We start from the raw sequence: 14,679 nt of genomic DNA, 5'->3' as shown, positions 1-14,679 counted from the left end.
GAGGAGTCCTCAGACGTCGAGTTCCTCGCGCAGGTCGTCCCAGGATTCCTGGAAGCCGTGTGTCGACGTCGACTCGCCGGCCATCGTCTCCTGATAGACGTCGTCGTACTCGAGGAGTTTGCCCCAGCCCCCGTCGTAGACGGCGCCACAGTAGATACACATAGACCGGCGTACGCGACGTTCCACCTTAAAGCTCTCGCGGGTCGAACGTCCCGCGGTGGCCGGTCAGTCGTCCTCGAACTTCCGGCGTCGCGCGTCGAGGACCTTCTCGACGATCAGGTCGGCGTTGATCGCGACGGTGGTCTTTCCCACCCCACCCTTCTGCAGGGCGACGGTCACCGCGCGCGGTTCCGGGTCGTCGGTCATACGTCTCCGTACCGTATCTACCGTCGTAAAGGTACCCACGGTAGCAAAGTGGCCTGAGGTAGCTAGCTTAGCTAACGTAGACACGTCGGGAGACGTGCGGACTCGGGCGTCGACGGGCCCCTTCACCCGGGGAGTCTCGGTTTGAAAAAGATAGATGGGGGCCGATACGGCAAATGGTCAGCGTGAGCCGACTACGAACTGAGCGCAGATCGCATCTGGTTCGGGCGGGGGTGTATCTCGCCCTCGGGGTCCTCCTCGTCTCCAGTCTCGTGTTCGCCACTCCAGCCAGTGTGGTGTTCGGATCCGGCTCCGAATCCGACTTCACGTACACAGCCGTCGAGGTGACGGCCGAAAGCGGCGCACTCGCCTTCGATGGGGAACCCCCCGACGACGGCCTGAGAGGGGTCGATTGTCTCAGCGACTACTCGCGACTCTGCGGGTTGGAGGTCCGCCAACTCGACGGCGATGTCACCGTCGAGAAGGTGAATCCGGTCGAGCGACGAGCGGCACCGTACGTGGCGTTCTTCGATCAGTACTATCGTCGCGTCCACGAGAGGAACGGAAGCACGATCACGTACGGATTGCAACCCGTCTCGGCGGGGACGGTACTCGACGATATCGCCCGTCCGGTCGCTGAGACGAACCGACCGAGCAGCATCCGCCGTCTCGTCTCGGAGGGGACGGCCGCGGTTCCGCATCGGCTCCGGGACCCGACGCAGGCCGTTCGCTCCGGGGAGTCGTACTACGTCTTCAACTATCAGCGGGGCGAGACGCCACGGGATCAGCACGGGACGGGCGTCGCAGCACTGGGGAGGATCGCGATGCTGCTCGTGGGTCTGTGGTCGCTCCGACGCGGTTGGGTGCAGTACGACCGATGGCGGGCCAGCCGGCGAGACGCCTGAGTCGGTCGGGGACCGTCACGGTCTCTCCGTGACGGGGACGTGGGCGTCGTCGCCGCGGAACCGAGATCCGATTCTCCCTCCCCGGGTTGTAAGTGTTTTCAGGTAGGAGAGTGCGTAGAACGTGGGTATACTCGACCGCGTGAAAACCGTCACCACGAAACCGGACGCGACGTCGATAGCCGCCCCCACCCTCCCCGGGTTGTAAGTGTTTCCCGCCTCGTCAGACGTTGAACTCGCTCTGTACGTGGGATTGGCTGGAGTCCTCGAACGACCCGAGGAGGCTGTCGACGGACGACGGGAACCCCTGCTTGAGGCGTTCGTCCTCCCGGAACGTCTCGACGATGATCCGCGGTTCGTCGACGAGCGAGTAGATGTACGACCGGCCGCCGCGCCGACCGAGGTTGTGTTCGCCCTTTTCGAGGAGGCCGAACATCTCGAGGGTGTCCAGGTGATCGCGGACCCGACTCTCGGAGAGCGTGTCCGCGTCGACGCGATCACAGAGGTCCTTGTACAGCGAGTAGATAGTCTTCACTTTCGCCTCGCCGTCCGGGTCGATCACGAGGAGTGTCGTCGCCATCAGGACGAGTTGCATCTGGCTGGTGAGGCGCTCGGTGATGATGTCGCGGGTGTTCGCGCGGTCGACCTCGCTCCGGGCGATGCGGACGTGGTCTTCGAGGACGCGGTCGTCGTCCTCGTGACGCGCGATGTCGCCCGCGGTTTCGAGGAGGTCGAGCGCCATGCGCGCGTCGCCGGAGTCCTGGGCGGTGAGCGCCGCCGTGAGCGGGATGACGTCCTCGGAGAGGACGCCGTCGCGGAAGGTGAGGTCCGCGTAGTAGGAGAGGATCGAGCGGAGTTCGTTCGCGTCGTACGGGGAGAACTGGATCTCCTTCTCGCAGAGCGTGGACTTGACGCGCTGGGAGAGGGTCTCGCGGAACTTGAAGTTGTTACTGATCCCGACGATACCGACCTCGGCGTTTTCGAGTTCGCCGATGGCCTTCGCGCGCGGGAAGTCGTAGAGGAGTTCCTCGTCCTCGCCGAGCTTGTCGATCTCGTCGAGGATCACGATGACGTAGCCGCCGACCTCGTCGAGCGCCTCGTAGATCCGATCCCAGAGGGTGTCGGGATGCGTCCCCTGTTTGAAGTGCCGGTCGGGGTAGAGCTCGTTGGCGAGGTACTGGAGGACCTTGTACGTGGACGTCCGTTTGTTGCAGTTGACGGTGAGCGTCGTGAGCGCGACGCCGGAGTCCGCCGCCTCCGCTTCGAGGAACTCGATGACCTTCTGTGTCGTCGCCGTCTTTCCCACACCGGTCTGTCCGTAGATGAAGACGTTCGGCGCGCCGAAGCCGTCGGGAATGTCCTGCAGTGCGGCCGCGTACTCCTGGATCTCCTCCTCGCGTTCGAGGATTTCGTCCGGAGTGTACCCCTCCTTGAAGGGTTCCTTATCACGGAAGACGTGATTCGATCCCTTGAACGGCGAATCCATATCCTCCCGTCACACTCCACCCATATCAACCCTACCCTGCAAGTGTTCTAACTGTTCTAAGTGTTCCCGAAAACAGCCGAACACACCCCCTCCGGATTGTAAGTGTTCTTTAACCTGGAAAGGAGTGAGGGGCGGGAGGGGCGGGAACGGAGCGGCGTACGGCAAACCGAGCGGTACGACGGTCGAGGCGGACCGAACGCCGAGCGGTGCGACGGACGACCGGCGAAGACGGTGGGTAGGTTTCCACTACTACTAGCTAGTCTAGTCGCTAGTGTAGTGGTATTATACTTTGTGTAAGAATCAATTTCTACCGAACAGCTTTCGTGCACACCTCCACAGCTCTCCCCCTCAATAAACACTTACAATCCGGGGAGGGTAGAGCCGCTCTATATGCCTTTTTTATATGCAACCGGTGTTTCCGCCCCCTCCCCCCTTCCCTCCGTCACGCCCGAGAACACTTACAATCCGGGGGGGTGTGGCCGCCGAGCGGCCTCCGACGGGACCGGCTCCTCTCGTCTCTCCGTCCTGTCGACCTACTCGCGGGGCGCGATCACTCGTGACCCGCGACCGGGAGTGGCTCGTACGGCTCTTCGAGATACTCGAGCTCGGAGTCCGTGAGGTCGAGCTCGGTGGCTTCGACGGCGTCCTCGAGGTGCTCGATGCTCGTCGTGCCGACGATGGGGGCGTCGACGGCGTCCTGGTGGAGGAGCCACGCGAGCCCGATCTGCGCCATCTTCACGCCCTTCTCGTCCGCGAGCTCCTCGATCCGCTCGTTGATCTCCTCGCCACCGCTCTGGAGGTAGGGCATCTCGTCGAGGAACGCGTCCGTCTCACCACGCGTCGTCGCGTCGAGGTCCTCGTGGGGCCGTGCGGCGACGCCGCGCGCCAGCGGCGACCACGGGATCACACCGATGCCCTCGCGCTCACAGAGCGGGAGCATCTCCCGCTCCTCCTCCCGGTAGAGGGCGTTGTAGTGGTTCTGCATCGTCGCGAAGCGCTCCAGTCCCAGTCGGTCGCTCGTGTGGAGGGCGTCGGCAAACTGGTGCGCCCACATCGACGACGCGCCTAGATACCGGACCTTCCCGCGGCGGACCGCGTCGTCGAGCGCGCGCAGCGTCTGCTCGATGGGCGTCTCGGGGTCCCAGCGGTGAATCTGGTAGAGGTCCACGGTGTCCATCCCGAGGCGATCCAGGGAGTTCTCCAGTTCCTGCTCGATGGTCTTCCGCGAGAGCCCCGTCGCGTTCCGGTGTGCGTCCTCCTCCGGCGGGAAGAACACCTTCGTCGCGACGACCTGCTCGTCGCGGTCGTACTCCGCGAGGGCGTCGCCGAGTATCTCCTCCGACTCGCCGTTCGAGTACGTGTTCGCCGTGTCGAAGAAGTTCACTCCGAGCTCGATGGCCCGCTCGATGAGCGCTTCGCTCTCCTCGCGGTCGATCATCCACTCGCGGCCCGACCCGAAGCTCATGCAACCGAGACATATCTGGCTGACCTCCATCCCCGTCGATCCGAGTGTCGTGTACTCCACACTCGACGTGTTACCGCTCGGTAAGTTGTAGCCCCGGGCGGCGGCGCGCATCTCGGGGACCGATAGGGATTTGCCGGAGGGTCGACGCTGGCCGACTTCGAACCGGTGTCCGAGTCTCTTCGGTCTCGCGGACCGTCTCGAACCCCCGATACGACTCCGACGCGCACATGCGGTTCCACGATTCTCATACGCTTGCGGCTGGTGGTGCCACTGCGCGAGACGCTGTTTCAGACGAACGCTAGTGCGGTTCACAACCTCGGAGGATAGATTTGATGCGTGCCTTCGAATCAGTTCGAAATGAACTGGAAATAAATCATAGTTGACCTCTTGTACCCCGTCAATATCGACGGCACCGACAGGGCGCTCCGACGACTCATACAACGGCATAGATGTGTCCGTAGACGTTGCCGCAGATTATGACTGATGGGTCACGGTCGGTTCTCCAACGACTTCAGAGGCTGTGGAGATCGATATCGACCATTGGAAACACGATTACCTTGCTCCATATGGCAGTTGACGCGGGATGGGCGAGATTCTTGTTTGAGTATTTGGGTTGGCGGTTGTAGCTCGATACTTGGACAACTCTGAGGGGATGGTTTGCGTGGGGTACTCTCATATCGATGTCGGCGAGTTAGGTGATGGCGCTACCAAGGTACCCAAGGAGCCCAACAGTATATCGCGGTAACTCTCATTACGAGTGTGAGGGGTACACCGCCGCGTTCATACCCCTTCGACGGAGAATAGGGTGGCGTCTCTGAGAACAGCCTGCACGCGGCGGTGCCAAGCGTCAGCGAAGGCCTCCCGTTGCTGGTCGCTTGCCGATCCGTCGAGAATCCTCTGGAGGTTCCCGATTGCGGGTCCACCGCTAGGAACGTCGCTGACGTGGTAGGCCACTTCGACGGTCTCGTCCGTGTCGGTTCGCCGGAACCGGAACGTCGGGTCCGCCGTGTCCGGGTCGAACCCGTCGAAGCACAGGAGGTCGCGGCGGCCGCCATAGCCGCCGGCGAGCCCGCTGAATCCGTCATCGCCGGTCGCGCCAGTCACGTACGAGATGATACGGCTCATCACGCCGTACGCAGCATCCTCCTGCGGGCCGGCCGTCTGGACCTCGATTTCGCTCCGGACTGGATAGTCGTCGGGATACAGGGCGTCGAGCCCGAGCTGGACGATCCGGTAGGCGCCCGAGGCAGTCGGACAGGAGTGTCCTGCCTCTTTCACCGCGTCTCTATAAGCGATGACGAACGGCTCGCCCGGTTCGAGGACGTCGAGGGCCTCCGCGACGGGGTCGCGGATTTCGATCGGCTCGACGTCGTAGTCGACCTGCCAATTGGTTCTCGTCTGGGTCGTGTCAGTCGCAGTCGAATTCGATGTCATGAGTTGTGGTTGTGATCGTGTCTCGTGGTCAGTAGCGGAGCAGTCGCATCCCGTTGAGGATGACGAGGAGGACGCTGGCCTCGTGGACCAGCATTCCCGACGCGAGGGTGACGTAGCTGGTGAGCACGCCCGCGAGGAGGACGGTCACGGTCAGCACCGCGATCCCGACGTTCTCGAGGACGTTCCAGCGCGTCGCCTTGCTGAGTTTGACCGCGTACGGGATGCGTTCGAGGTCGTCGGCCATCAACGCCATGTCAGCCGTTTCGATAGCGGTGTCCGTTCCCGCAGCACCCATCGCGATGCCGACATCGGCAGTGGCCAGCGATGGCGCGTCGTTGATGCCGTCGCCGACCATCGCGACGACGTGGCCGTCGGCCTGGTAGCCCTCGATGACGGACTGCTTGTCCTCGGGGAGGAGTTCGGCACGGTACTCGTCGATACCGACCTCCTCGGCAACGGCAGCGGCCGTCCGATCGTTGTCGCCGGTGAGCATCACCGTCTCGATGCCAGCGTCTTGGAGCGCCGCGACGACCCCAGGAGCGGCCTCCCGGAGCTCGTCCCGCATCGCAATCGCGCCGATGATGTCCCCGTCCCGAACGACGTGGACGACTGTCTCGCCGCGCCCCTCACGCTCGCGGACGTAGTCGGCGACCCGATCGGGGACATCGACGTCGCGGTCGTCCAGCAGCGCGCGGTTGCCGACGACGACTTCCTGGCCATCGGCATGGGCGATGACGCCCTTGCCGGCGACCACGTCGAAGTCGTCGGGATCGGGGACCGACCTGCGCCCCACGTCCGTATCGTCCGCTTGGGCGACCGTCGCTCCACCGTCCGTCGCAGCCGTCTGGCGTTCGCGGGCCATGTCGACGATGGCGTCCGCGAGGTGGTGTTCGCTCTTCTTCTCGGCGGTCGCTGCGAGCGAGAGGACGTCGGCGGCGGCGACGCCGAACCCCTCGATGTCGGAGACGGTGGTCTCGCCCTTCGTGAGCGTCCCCGTCTTGTCGAAGGCGACGAGATCGATCTTGCCGGCGCGTTCGAGGTGTTCGCCGCCCTTCATCAGCACGCCCGACCGGGCGGCGTTACCGATGGCCGAGACGATGCTGACCGGTGGCCCGATGACCAGCGCGCCCGGACAGCCGATGACCAGCAGCGTCAGCGACAGGATCGCGTTCTGCGTGACCGCGTACGCGCCGATAGCCAGGGCAATGACGGCCGGCGTGTAGTACTTCGCGAACCGGTCGATGAGACTCTCCGTGGGCGACTGAGCCTCCTGGGCCTCCTCGACGCGACGGATGATCCGTTCGAGAGTCGTATCCGATCCCGCTCCCGTCGTCCGGATTTCTAGCGCGCCCTCCTGGTTGACCGTCCCGGCGTACACCTCGTCGCTGTCGGCCTTGTGGACGGGCGCGCTCTCGCCGGTGACCGGCGCCTGGTTGACTGCGCTCTCGCCGTCGACGACGGTTCCGTCGACCGGGATCTTCCCGCCCGGCTTTACGACGACGACTTCGCCCTCTTCGACATCGCGGGCGGAGACCTCTTGGAGTGTCCCGTCGCGACGGACGGTCGCCGTGTCGGGCGTCATCTCCAGTAGCTCCTGAAGTGCCGTCCGGGTCTTCCGCATCGTCCGGCCTTCGAGGTAGCTGCCAAGGCTGAACAGGAAGACGACGGCGGCGGCTTCCCAGTACTCCCCGATGACGATAGCACCGATGGCGGCCAGCGTCACCAGCGTCTTGATGCCGAGCGTCCGGTTGGTGACCTCGTGGTAAGCGGTCTTGGCGATGTCGTAGCCACCCACGACCGTCGCGAGGACGAGGATGGCGGCGCTTGCCATCTCGAAACTCGTGAGGTAGCCCAGACTCCAGCCACTGCCGTACAGCAGGCCGCTCGTCGCCGTGACGATTGCCTTCCGGTGTTTTTGGTAGTACTGCGTGATCGATTGTTTGGTCATGGTGTTAGGCGGGCTGCGGCGTGTACCCCTGGTTTTCGATGGTCTGTGCGAAGGCGTCGGGGTCAGCGACGCTGTCGTCGTACTCGATTTCGACGCGGCCGGTCGCGTAGTGAACCTTGACGTGCTGGACACCGTCGACGTTCGACAGGGCGCGTTCGACGGTGCTCGCACAGGTCGGGCAGTCGAAGTCGAGGACGCGGAACTGGGTTATGTCGCTCATTACAGTTTGAGGTAGTGCCCGTACCCCAATAAGTATTTTTTAGATGATATGTTTGAATATGGATATAGGTGATTGGAACAGTTAAACGGGTCGTCTAGGGCTTTCGGTATCACGAACCCAGCAACCTGAGTTCAAAGCAGCGTCCCGCTAGCTTTTCCCGCCTGCTCATACTCAGTTCTCGTATGAGTAGTTCCGGTACCGACCACCGGCTTGAGGACATCGCGGTGCGAGACACCCGGGTTTCGGACGCCATCGACGAACCGATGCGGGCGATGATTCTCGATATCCTCTCTGAGGAGGCGCTCACCGCAACTGAGGTCCACGGCCGTTTGGAGGACCGCAGCGTCGACCGCACGGAGAACACGGTTCGTCATCACATCAACGAGTTACGGGATGCCGGTCTCGTCGACGTCGTCCGCTTCGAGGAAGGGCGCGGTGGAACGACGAAGTACTACCACGCGAATACGATCGTCCTCTCGTACTCGCTGCCGGCGTCAGCCGATGACGCTGTCGAGGAGATGATCGAGGCCGTTCAGCCCCAGATTGGGGATGCACTCGATACTCTCACAAAAGACCACGACGACGCGATAGCGGAGATCGTCGCAGATATGCAGCCGTGTGAGCACTGTCAGACCCAGAAGTACGAAACCTACGTGCTCCTGACTGTCCTCCGCCGGGCGTTCGTTCGTGGCCACCGAGATTCTTGAGCTTGCGCCCTGTACCGCTGTCAAGGCCTCACTTCACCGTGTGTTTTAGTTATCCGGCGATATCCCTCATACACAGCTGGCAATCCGAGGGGAAGTGCGAAGACTCCGAACCCGAGTAGGATGTATCCGGCTACGTGCCGGCGTCGCACAGCTAGAACTGTCGCGGCGACGCCGACGAACGCAATCAGATAGGCAAGATTACTCCAGAGCACGTTGTACGAGGAGCAGTATAGCCAGCAGACGACCGTGTAGGAGGGAGCGTTCCAGGTCGGCGGATGAAGCTTCGGCCAGAAAAACCGGCAGTATGTCGTCCAGCTGAGCATCGCGAGCGCCGGAAGTCCAGCAAGCCACATCGGTGTTCCGAACGGCATCCAGTCTCCGAATCGTCTATAGCCAGCGAGGAACAGCGCGGGAAAGCCGATAATCCACAGCCAGATGCCGATAGTGTAGGTCATAGGCCAGTGTTCGATCCGGGGCTGTGCAATCGGTAATCGTAGAGACTCGGGCAGCGTCGCCCACGGGAACGAGGGATCGGGAACGGGATTCGTGAGGAACGCGACCAGACAGAGTCCCGTCCCGACTAGGAGTCCGTATAACCCCACCGTCGTGTATCGGTCAAGCCACGCTGGAAGTTGCGAACGGGTAGACTGTTGACGGTGGTCGGGGAAGCCGGTCATTCTTCGGTTTTGATGTCTCGTCGTAATCAGGTATCTCGTTCGAGTGCCTCGCGTCGCTGTTCGTATTCCTCGTCGGTCAGCTCCCCGCGAGCGTAGGCAAGCCGAAGCTCTTCGAGTGCTTGGTCCGAGTCACTCGAATCGCCCGTGACTGCGCGATAGATGAGGTACCCACCACCGACGAGGGCAGCGAGGAACAGCAGCTGCATCACAATACCGACGATGAACATCCAGCCGGGCATCGTCCCGTCGCCCCACATGTGACCGCTCCACATCCCGCCCATCATCGGACCGAACCCCATCATCCCGAAGCCCATGAAGAACAACGGGACGATGAATACGGCACCGATGATAACGAGGAGGAGCGTAACAAGTCGCGTATCGTCTGAATTTGTCGGCATATTGTGTTCCCTCCGTGAGTTGGGGTTCTCAGATTATACTACGCACTAACTATTCAATGCGGTTGTGCCTTTGAACTGCGTGCTCCACCCACCACTATTCTTTTGAATACCTACTCACCACGGCTCTGACCCGAACTATCTGAAGGAAAACTGCAATAGATGATCCCTTCGAACTGATACCTATGGTAGCGACGATGATTGATGGCATCTTCGAAGCTCTACGTATCGGTGTGGGCTTCCTCTGGACGGCAGCGTGGGCGATCATCATGGGCCTCACGATCACGAGCCTCGTCCAGGTCTACGTCTCCAAGGAACGGATGGCCCAGGTCCTCGGTGACGGTGATCTGAGCGGACTCACCAAGGCGACTGCGTTCGGCGCGGCCAGTAGTGGCTGTAGTTTCGGCGCCGTCGCTATCGGGAAGGGCCTGTTCAAGAAGGGAGCGCACGCGGTGAACTTCCTCGCGTTCATGTTCGCGTCGACGAACCTCATCGTCGAACTCGGATTGATGATTCTGATTCTGCTCGGCTGGGAGTTCCTGGTCGCAGAGTTACTCGGCGGACTCATCCTCATCGCCGTGATGGCCGTCATCGTTCATCTCACGCTTCCGGAGAACCTCTTCGATGAGGTGCGAGAGACGCTCAACGAGCGCGATCACGAGGCGGGCGTCACCGAGGATCCAACCTGCGGGATGGAAGGCAAAGACGAGTACACGCTTACGACTGACGGCGGTGAGACGCTCAAGTTCTGCTCGGAGGGCTGTATGGAGACCTACCGCCAGGAGATGTCGAGCCGCGGTGGGTGGCGTGACGAGTTACTGTCGTGGGGTGGCTGGTACAAAGTTGGGAACCAGTACCGCAAGGAGTGGTCGATGATCTGGAAGGACGTCATCGCCGGCTTCCTGATATCGGGGTTCGTCATCGTGTTCGTCCCCCAGTGGGTGTGGAACACCCTGTTCATCCAGGGCGACGGGCTGCTCGTGACCGCCGAAAACGCGATTATGGGCGTCGCCATCGCCGTTATCAGCTTCGTCGGTAGCATGGGTAATGTCCCGTTCGCGGTCGCGCTCTGGGGCGGCGGCATCAGTTTCGCTGGCGTCATCGCATTCGTCTATGCCGATCTCATCACGATTCCCGTGCTGAACGTCTACCGGAAATACTACGGCTGGAAAGTGATGCTGTACATTCTCGGAGTCTTCTTCGTCACGATGGCGTTCACGGGCTTCCTCATGGAGCTGCTGTTCGACGCCCTCAACATCGTCCCTGATCTGGCGGGCGGCGAGACGGCGACCGAGCAAACGTACTTCGAGGTCAACTACACGTTCTACCTCAACCTCATTGCGTTCGCGCTCTCCGGCTTTCTCCTGTACGTGTATCGTCGCGGCCTCGGTGCGCCTGGCCAGTACCGTGATCCCGTCTGTGGGATGCGAACTGACGACAGCGAGCCATCGGCGACCCACGACGGTGAGACGTACTACTTCTGCTCGCAGACCTGCAAGGAAACCTTCGAGGAGGACCCCAACGAATACGCCACCGGGCATCCGATGGTGATGGAGGGACACGACCACTAACGGACAGTTCGTCGAGGATTTACAGTATCGATTGAGTCCGTCGGTCGTGCTTGGGCACATCCGCTGACGTGACCATACTGAATATACTCTCGTGACTCTTGGGCGGAGAGAATTGGAAGCCGAATTTACATTCGTCTTTAGCTAAGACCAGTGGTAATATCTCGTGTAGATATTATGTATGAAGGAAATACTAGGGCGAATATAGCGACTGAACCGCTGTTACTACTGATAGTAGACGATGCAGATTCTTTAGAGGCCCTATTTTCGGCCCATAGCGGTCGTGTTCTAACAAAATCCACCTCCAGATCTATGCTATTCAGTATTACTCTGAGTATTAGCTAAAGACGAATGGCCGAATTTATGATACCCGCCTTTGAATTCCGACTGAATGTACGACCGAATTCTCCTGTCGACCGATGGAACTGTCGCGTCTGAAGAGGCTGAGACGCACGCACTCGAGCTCGCAGCCGCTCACAACGCAGTCCTTCACGTGCTCTATGTCGTCGACGAGGATGTCGTGACTGCGTACAGCGGGGACGAATACGTCGACGAGGCCGAAGGACCCGAACACGGGCTCGAAGAACACGGCGAAGAGACGCTTTCGGAGCTCCGACGTCGAGCCGCAGAGACCGATGTCGACGTCGAGATGTCGATGCAACATGGTCGCCCCGCTGAGACTATCGTGAATCACGCAGACGACTGTGACGCTGATCTCCTCGTGCTCGGTACCAAACGTCGGCCGGACGAATATCGTGCGTTGCTCGGAAGTGTCACCGACCGCGTTCTTCGATTGACGACGCGTCCGGCAACCGTCGTGAAAACTGAAGTCAGCGAGTAGGAAACGGCCGTCCGCTACCGTCCACTTATGAGACGGGCGCGACGGCGGTCGAACTCCTCGTCGTCGATCTCGCCACGAGCGTACCGCTCTTGGAGGACGGCGAGTGCGCTATCCTCGGCGGCGCCGTTCGATTGCGACCGCGTCCCCAGCCAGTAGATGAGACCGAGGGGGACGGCGACGAGGAGTGCCATCCACAGGAGCCCGAACAGCATCATCCCCCAGCCCCAGCTACCCCATCCGGCCATGTGGCCGTCGTTCCACATGCCGTCGTGCCAGCTCCACATCATTGCATCCGGGACGGTCGCCTGTGTTAGCGCCATTCCGGCGACGACGGCCAGAGCCAGCGCTCCAACGACGATGAGTCCCAGAGAACGAATCCCGCGTGCTTGAATTGGATTTTGCATTGTTGTACTCCCAAAGGTCTCGGCGTGGTTAGCCGAGGATGTATTCGAGGGCGGGGTAGCGCTCGACGAGCGTCTCGCCGCCGACGTCGTAGTTCTCGATGTACTGGTCGAGGCCCAGGATGCGGCCCGCGGCGAACGCGGCGACCGCGAGGAACACGAGCATGTACGCGAAGTCCCCGTTGATGAACCCGTGGCCCATGTCCCAGTTCCCGAAGTAGAACATGAGCATCATGAGCGCGCCGAAGAACGCCGCGAGGCGGACGAACGCGCCGACGAGCAGGCCGAGGCCGATGAACAGCTCGCCCCACGGGACGGCGACGTTCGCGAACTCGACGAACCACGGCGTCGAGCCCATCCACGCGAACATCCCTGCGAGCGGGTTCCCGTTCGTCGCCGCAACGTTCGAGAGGTACCCACCGGCCGCGAACTCGCCGGTGATCTTCGTGAACCCGGAGTACGCGAACGCGTAGCCCATCATGAGACGGAGCGCCAGCACGAACCACGCGCTGAGGCTGTGGACTTTCCCGCCGACGGTCAGGCCGCCGACTTTGCTCTCAAGCTGGTTCATGCCGGAGTCGAGTGTGGACATAATCATTGCACCTTCAACTATCAGTAGGCGGGTAGAGACGATATAATAGCGAGCCGGCGTTCTGAGTCAGAAAACCGGGGGACTATATTACCCTCCTGTGGCGATTAGAGGAGTGTGACTGGGGAGGCCGACCCGTCGGACATCTTCGCCACGCTCGACGACGAGTACGCCCGCGACATCCTCGTGGCGACGAAGACCGACCGACTCTCCGCGAAGGAACTCAGCGAGGAATGCGATATGTCACGCCCGACCGTCTCGCGCCGGGTCACCCGCCTCGTCGAGCAGGGCCTCCTCGAAGAGTACACGCACGTCGACCCGGGCGGCCGGCACTACAGCGAGTACGAAGCGCGCCTCGAACGCGTCGAAGTACTCCTGCAGGCGGAGGGGTTCGACGTGCAGATCGACGTCCGGCCGGACCCCGCCGACCGGATCACGTCCATCTTCGAGGAAATGCGGGGAGACTGACTCATGGAACACACGTTATTCGTCATCGGCAAGCTGTTCACGACCGCCCTGGCGCTGGTGATCGCCTACCAGGCCTATCGCGGATACCAACGGCATCACACGCAGTTACTCCTGTACGTCGCCGCTGGCTTCGCGCTGGTCGGTCTTGGTGGCCTCCTTGAAGGCGTGCTCTTCGAGATCTTCCAAGTGTCGATTTTCGAAGCAGGATTCGTCGCAGCACTCGTCACCGCCGCCGGGATGCTGTCGATTCTCTACGCCCTGTATGCCCCGAACCCCTGAGGATTCGGGACGTTCGTTCGAAAAACGGTCTCTGTGTATCGTCTTCGGTTCGAAGCCGGTACTGTTCGGTCTCCCATCGTTCTCGGGAGTGTAGGATCACAGCGGGAATTATATCCGTCTCAGTCGTACCGTATCGGATGATTCGAACACTCGTGGGTGTCCTTGGCGCTCTCTCAGCGCTGTTCCCGGACGAAATCGTCGAGCTCTTCGAGAAACTCGCAATTGCGAATCCAAGCGAGGGAACGGTGAGAGGGTGGGTCCGTCCAGCTATCCGGTCTGAGGGCGTTCTGATAGCTGCGATTTCCCTCCTCGACGGGAGAGCATACGCGTGGCTGATGAATCTTACCGGTGTGTTCGGCGCTATCGTCTTCCTGTTTCCCGATCTGTATCGAAGATTTGCCACCGCGTTCCTGTACGAGCGTCCGGAGTCGATCGAATGGAACGAGCGATTCCGCTCGGGTATTCGGGCTATCGGCGCACTATACGTCTTTTTAGCGGCGAAGACGTATCTGGAGCGCCACAACGATACCTGAGTCTTCCCGCCATCGTCAGTTGCTGAATCTGAGATTTGGTTCGTTGCGGCTGCACGTATTGCTTGGTATCTAAAGTTTGACCCCCAATAGACCAGTATAATCGAAGGGGAAATCCGCTAAAGGGAGGGAGCCGTATGTACCTCTGTATGACGACGACCATCACCGTGGAAGGAATGTCGTGCGGTCACTGTGAGCAGACGGTCGAAGAGGCCCTTGAAGAGGTCTCTGGCGTGACTTCCGTGACCGTCGATAGGGAGAGTGAACAGGCAAGTGTCGACGGTGAAGCAGAGGTCACGGCCCTCGTGGCGGCCGTCGAAGACGCGGGATACACCGCTCACGCCTGAGTATCGTGCGTTGCGGATAGCACAAGTCGCTTCGAGACGACGATTAACCGTTGTCTTCG

At 61.3% G+C, this 14,679-nt stretch carries 19 protein-coding genes and 1 pseudogene; 9 read left to right on the top strand and 11 right to left on the bottom strand.

Annotated elements, in window-relative coordinates:
* Window positions 1-9: 9 nt before the first annotated feature.
* The gene (locus tag IEX84_RS05945) at window positions 10-162 is read right to left on the bottom strand and encodes a hypothetical protein (protein WP_188870817.1); all 153 of its coding nucleotides are present in this window, start codon (window positions 160-162) and stop codon (window positions 10-12) included.
* A 63-nt stretch (window positions 163-225) separates the two neighbouring features.
* A complete protein-coding gene (locus IEX84_RS05940; protein WP_188870935.1) occupies window positions 226-366 on the bottom strand; it encodes a ParA family protein in 141 nt (46 codons plus the stop codon).
* A gap of 173 nt (window positions 367-539) precedes the next feature.
* On the opposite strand from IEX84_RS05940, the gene IEX84_RS05935 reads away from it, so the two are divergent.
* On the top strand, window positions 540-1,268 hold the full coding sequence (locus IEX84_RS05935; RefSeq protein ID WP_188870815.1) for a hypothetical protein: 729 nt from the start codon (window positions 540-542) through the stop codon (window positions 1,266-1,268).
* A gap of 220 nt (window positions 1,269-1,488) precedes the next feature.
* Here IEX84_RS05935 and IEX84_RS05930 read toward each other — a convergent pair whose 3' ends face one another.
* On the bottom strand, window positions 1,489-2,751 hold the full coding sequence (locus IEX84_RS05930; RefSeq protein ID WP_188870813.1) for a Cdc6/Cdc18 family protein: 1,263 nt from the start codon (window positions 2,749-2,751) through the stop codon (window positions 1,489-1,491).
* A gap of 550 nt (window positions 2,752-3,301) precedes the next feature.
* Window positions 3,302-4,276, bottom strand: a complete 975-nt coding sequence (locus IEX84_RS05925) for an aldo/keto reductase (protein WP_188870811.1) — start codon at window positions 4,274-4,276, stop codon at window positions 3,302-3,304.
* A 407-nt stretch (window positions 4,277-4,683) separates the two neighbouring features.
* Between IEX84_RS05925 and IEX84_RS14560 the strand changes: the two are divergent.
* Window positions 4,684-4,961: pseudogene (locus IEX84_RS14560) on the top strand (site-specific integrase); the annotation flags it as partial.
* A gap of 35 nt (window positions 4,962-4,996) precedes the next feature.
* On the opposite strand, the gene IEX84_RS05920 reads toward IEX84_RS14560, so the two are convergent.
* The 3 genes from IEX84_RS05920 to IEX84_RS05910 are packed head-to-tail and all read right to left on the bottom strand — an operon-like array spanning window position 4,997 to window position 7,818.
* On the bottom strand, window positions 4,997-5,650 hold the full coding sequence (locus IEX84_RS05920) for a hypothetical protein (protein WP_006186940.1): 654 nt from the start codon (window positions 5,648-5,650) through the stop codon (window positions 4,997-4,999).
* 28 nt (window positions 5,651-5,678) lie between these two features.
* On the bottom strand, window positions 5,679-7,598 hold the full coding sequence (locus tag IEX84_RS05915; protein ID WP_188870809.1) for a heavy metal translocating P-type ATPase: 1,920 nt from the start codon (window positions 7,596-7,598) through the stop codon (window positions 5,679-5,681).
* A gap of 4 nt (window positions 7,599-7,602) precedes the next feature.
* Window positions 7,603-7,818 (bottom strand): heavy-metal-associated domain-containing protein, encoded by a 216-nt coding sequence (locus IEX84_RS05910; protein WP_188870807.1) that lies wholly within the window; start codon window positions 7,816-7,818, stop codon window positions 7,603-7,605.
* Window positions 7,819-8,000: 182 nt separating this feature from the next.
* Between IEX84_RS05910 and IEX84_RS05905 the strand changes: the two genes are divergently transcribed.
* Window positions 8,001-8,525, top strand: coding sequence for an ArsR/SmtB family transcription factor (locus IEX84_RS05905; RefSeq protein WP_188870805.1), 525 nt, complete (start codon window positions 8,001-8,003; stop codon window positions 8,523-8,525).
* A 20-nt stretch (window positions 8,526-8,545) separates the two neighbouring features.
* Here the strand turns inward: IEX84_RS05905 and IEX84_RS05900 are convergent, their stop codons facing one another.
* Both IEX84_RS05900 and IEX84_RS05895 read right to left on the bottom strand, forming a co-directional pair.
* Window positions 8,546-8,980: a hypothetical protein gene (locus IEX84_RS05900; protein WP_229732320.1), complete on the bottom strand. Its 435-nt coding sequence runs from the start codon at window positions 8,978-8,980 to the stop codon at window positions 8,546-8,548.
* Window positions 8,981-9,228: 248 nt separating this feature from the next.
* Entirely contained in the window at window positions 9,229-9,600 is a 372-nt protein-coding gene (locus IEX84_RS05895; protein WP_158832271.1) for an SHOCT domain-containing protein, read from the bottom strand.
* A 182-nt stretch (window positions 9,601-9,782) separates the two neighbouring features.
* On the opposite strand from IEX84_RS05895, the gene IEX84_RS05890 reads away from it, so the two are divergent.
* Together IEX84_RS05890 and IEX84_RS05885 are read left to right on the top strand one after the other, a co-directional pair.
* Window positions 9,783-11,168 carry a permease gene (locus IEX84_RS05890; RefSeq protein ID WP_188870801.1) on the top strand — a complete coding sequence of 462 codons (1,386 nt, stop codon included), beginning with the start codon at window positions 9,783-9,785 and terminating at the stop codon, window positions 11,166-11,168.
* A gap of 388 nt (window positions 11,169-11,556) precedes the next feature.
* On the top strand, window positions 11,557-12,006 hold the full coding sequence (locus IEX84_RS05885; RefSeq protein ID WP_188870799.1) for a universal stress protein: 450 nt from the start codon (window positions 11,557-11,559) through the stop codon (window positions 12,004-12,006).
* Window positions 12,007-12,020: 14 nt separating this feature from the next.
* Here IEX84_RS05885 and IEX84_RS05880 read toward each other — a convergent pair whose 3' ends face one another.
* Together IEX84_RS05880 and IEX84_RS05875 are read right to left on the bottom strand one after the other, a co-directional pair.
* Window positions 12,021-12,326 (bottom strand): SHOCT domain-containing protein, encoded by a 306-nt coding sequence (locus IEX84_RS05880; protein ID WP_229732318.1) that lies wholly within the window; start codon window positions 12,324-12,326, stop codon window positions 12,021-12,023.
* A gap of 112 nt (window positions 12,327-12,438) precedes the next feature.
* Window positions 12,439-12,999, bottom strand: coding sequence for a DoxX family protein (locus tag IEX84_RS05875; protein WP_188870795.1), 561 nt, complete (start codon window positions 12,997-12,999; stop codon window positions 12,439-12,441).
* 114 nt (window positions 13,000-13,113) lie between these two features.
* Here IEX84_RS05875 and IEX84_RS05870 point away from each other — a divergent pair, with 114 nt between their 5' ends.
* From IEX84_RS05870 to IEX84_RS05855, 4 genes are all read left to right on the top strand, one after another.
* On the top strand, window positions 13,114-13,464 hold the full coding sequence (locus IEX84_RS05870) for an ArsR/SmtB family transcription factor (RefSeq protein WP_188870793.1): 351 nt from the start codon (window positions 13,114-13,116) through the stop codon (window positions 13,462-13,464).
* Between the two features lie 3 nt (window positions 13,465-13,467).
* Entirely contained in the window at window positions 13,468-13,743 is a 276-nt protein-coding gene (locus tag IEX84_RS05865) for a DUF7521 family protein (protein ID WP_188870792.1), read from the top strand.
* A 137-nt stretch (window positions 13,744-13,880) separates the two neighbouring features.
* Complete coding sequence (locus tag IEX84_RS05860; RefSeq protein WP_188870789.1) at window positions 13,881-14,276, top strand: hypothetical protein; 396 nt, start codon at window positions 13,881-13,883, stop codon at window positions 14,274-14,276.
* A gap of 146 nt (window positions 14,277-14,422) precedes the next feature.
* Window positions 14,423-14,620, top strand: a complete 198-nt coding sequence (locus tag IEX84_RS05855; protein WP_066419296.1) for a heavy-metal-associated domain-containing protein — start codon at window positions 14,423-14,425, stop codon at window positions 14,618-14,620.
* Window positions 14,621-14,679: the final 59 nt, after the last annotated feature.

The sequence above is a fragment of the Halarchaeum rubridurum genome (assembly GCF_014647115.1).
GTDB lineage: Archaea > Halobacteriota > Halobacteria > Halobacteriales > Halobacteriaceae > Halarchaeum > Halarchaeum rubridurum.
The sequence above is the reverse complement of the archived record's forward strand: the minus strand, read 5'-3'. Positions and strand labels throughout refer to the sequence as shown.

Coding starts and splice junctions, on each gene's coding strand:
- IEX84_RS05885 (WP_188870799.1), top strand. CDS start 11,557: ATGTACGACCGAATTCTCCTGTCGACCGATGGAACTGTCGCGTCTGAA.
- IEX84_RS05945 (WP_188870817.1), bottom strand. CDS start 162: ATGTGTATCTACTGTGGCGCCGTCTACGACGGGGGCTGGGGCAAACTC.
- IEX84_RS05890 (WP_188870801.1), top strand. CDS start 9,783: ATGGTAGCGACGATGATTGATGGCATCTTCGAAGCTCTACGTATCGGT.
- IEX84_RS05915 (WP_188870809.1), bottom strand. CDS start 7,598: ATGACCAAACAATCGATCACGCAGTACTACCAAAAACACCGGAAGGCA.
- IEX84_RS05880 (WP_229732318.1), bottom strand. CDS start 12,326: ATGGCGCTAACACAGGCGACCGTCCCGGATGCAATGATGTGGAGCTGG.
- IEX84_RS05895 (WP_158832271.1), bottom strand. CDS start 9,600: ATGCCGACAAATTCAGACGATACGCGACTTGTTACGCTCCTCCTCGTT.
- IEX84_RS05865 (WP_188870792.1), top strand. CDS start 13,468: ATGGAACACACGTTATTCGTCATCGGCAAGCTGTTCACGACCGCCCTG.
- IEX84_RS05935 (WP_188870815.1), top strand. CDS start 540: ATGGTCAGCGTGAGCCGACTACGAACTGAGCGCAGATCGCATCTGGTT.
- IEX84_RS05910 (WP_188870807.1), bottom strand. CDS start 7,818: ATGAGCGACATAACCCAGTTCCGCGTCCTCGACTTCGACTGCCCGACC.
- IEX84_RS05940 (WP_188870935.1), bottom strand. CDS start 366: ATGACCGACGACCCGGAACCGCGCGCGGTGACCGTCGCCCTGCAGAAG.
- IEX84_RS05875 (WP_188870795.1), bottom strand. CDS start 12,999: ATGTCCACACTCGACTCCGGCATGAACCAGCTTGAGAGCAAAGTCGGC.
- IEX84_RS05855 (WP_066419296.1), top strand. CDS start 14,423: ATGACGACGACCATCACCGTGGAAGGAATGTCGTGCGGTCACTGTGAG.
- IEX84_RS05860 (WP_188870789.1), top strand. CDS start 13,881: ATGATTCGAACACTCGTGGGTGTCCTTGGCGCTCTCTCAGCGCTGTTC.
- IEX84_RS05930 (WP_188870813.1), bottom strand. CDS start 2,751: ATGGATTCGCCGTTCAAGGGATCGAATCACGTCTTCCGTGATAAGGAA.
- IEX84_RS05900 (WP_229732320.1), bottom strand. CDS start 8,980: ATGACCTACACTATCGGCATCTGGCTGTGGATTATCGGCTTTCCCGCG.
- IEX84_RS05905 (WP_188870805.1), top strand. CDS start 8,001: ATGAGTAGTTCCGGTACCGACCACCGGCTTGAGGACATCGCGGTGCGA.
- IEX84_RS05920 (WP_006186940.1), bottom strand. CDS start 5,650: ATGACATCGAATTCGACTGCGACTGACACGACCCAGACGAGAACCAAT.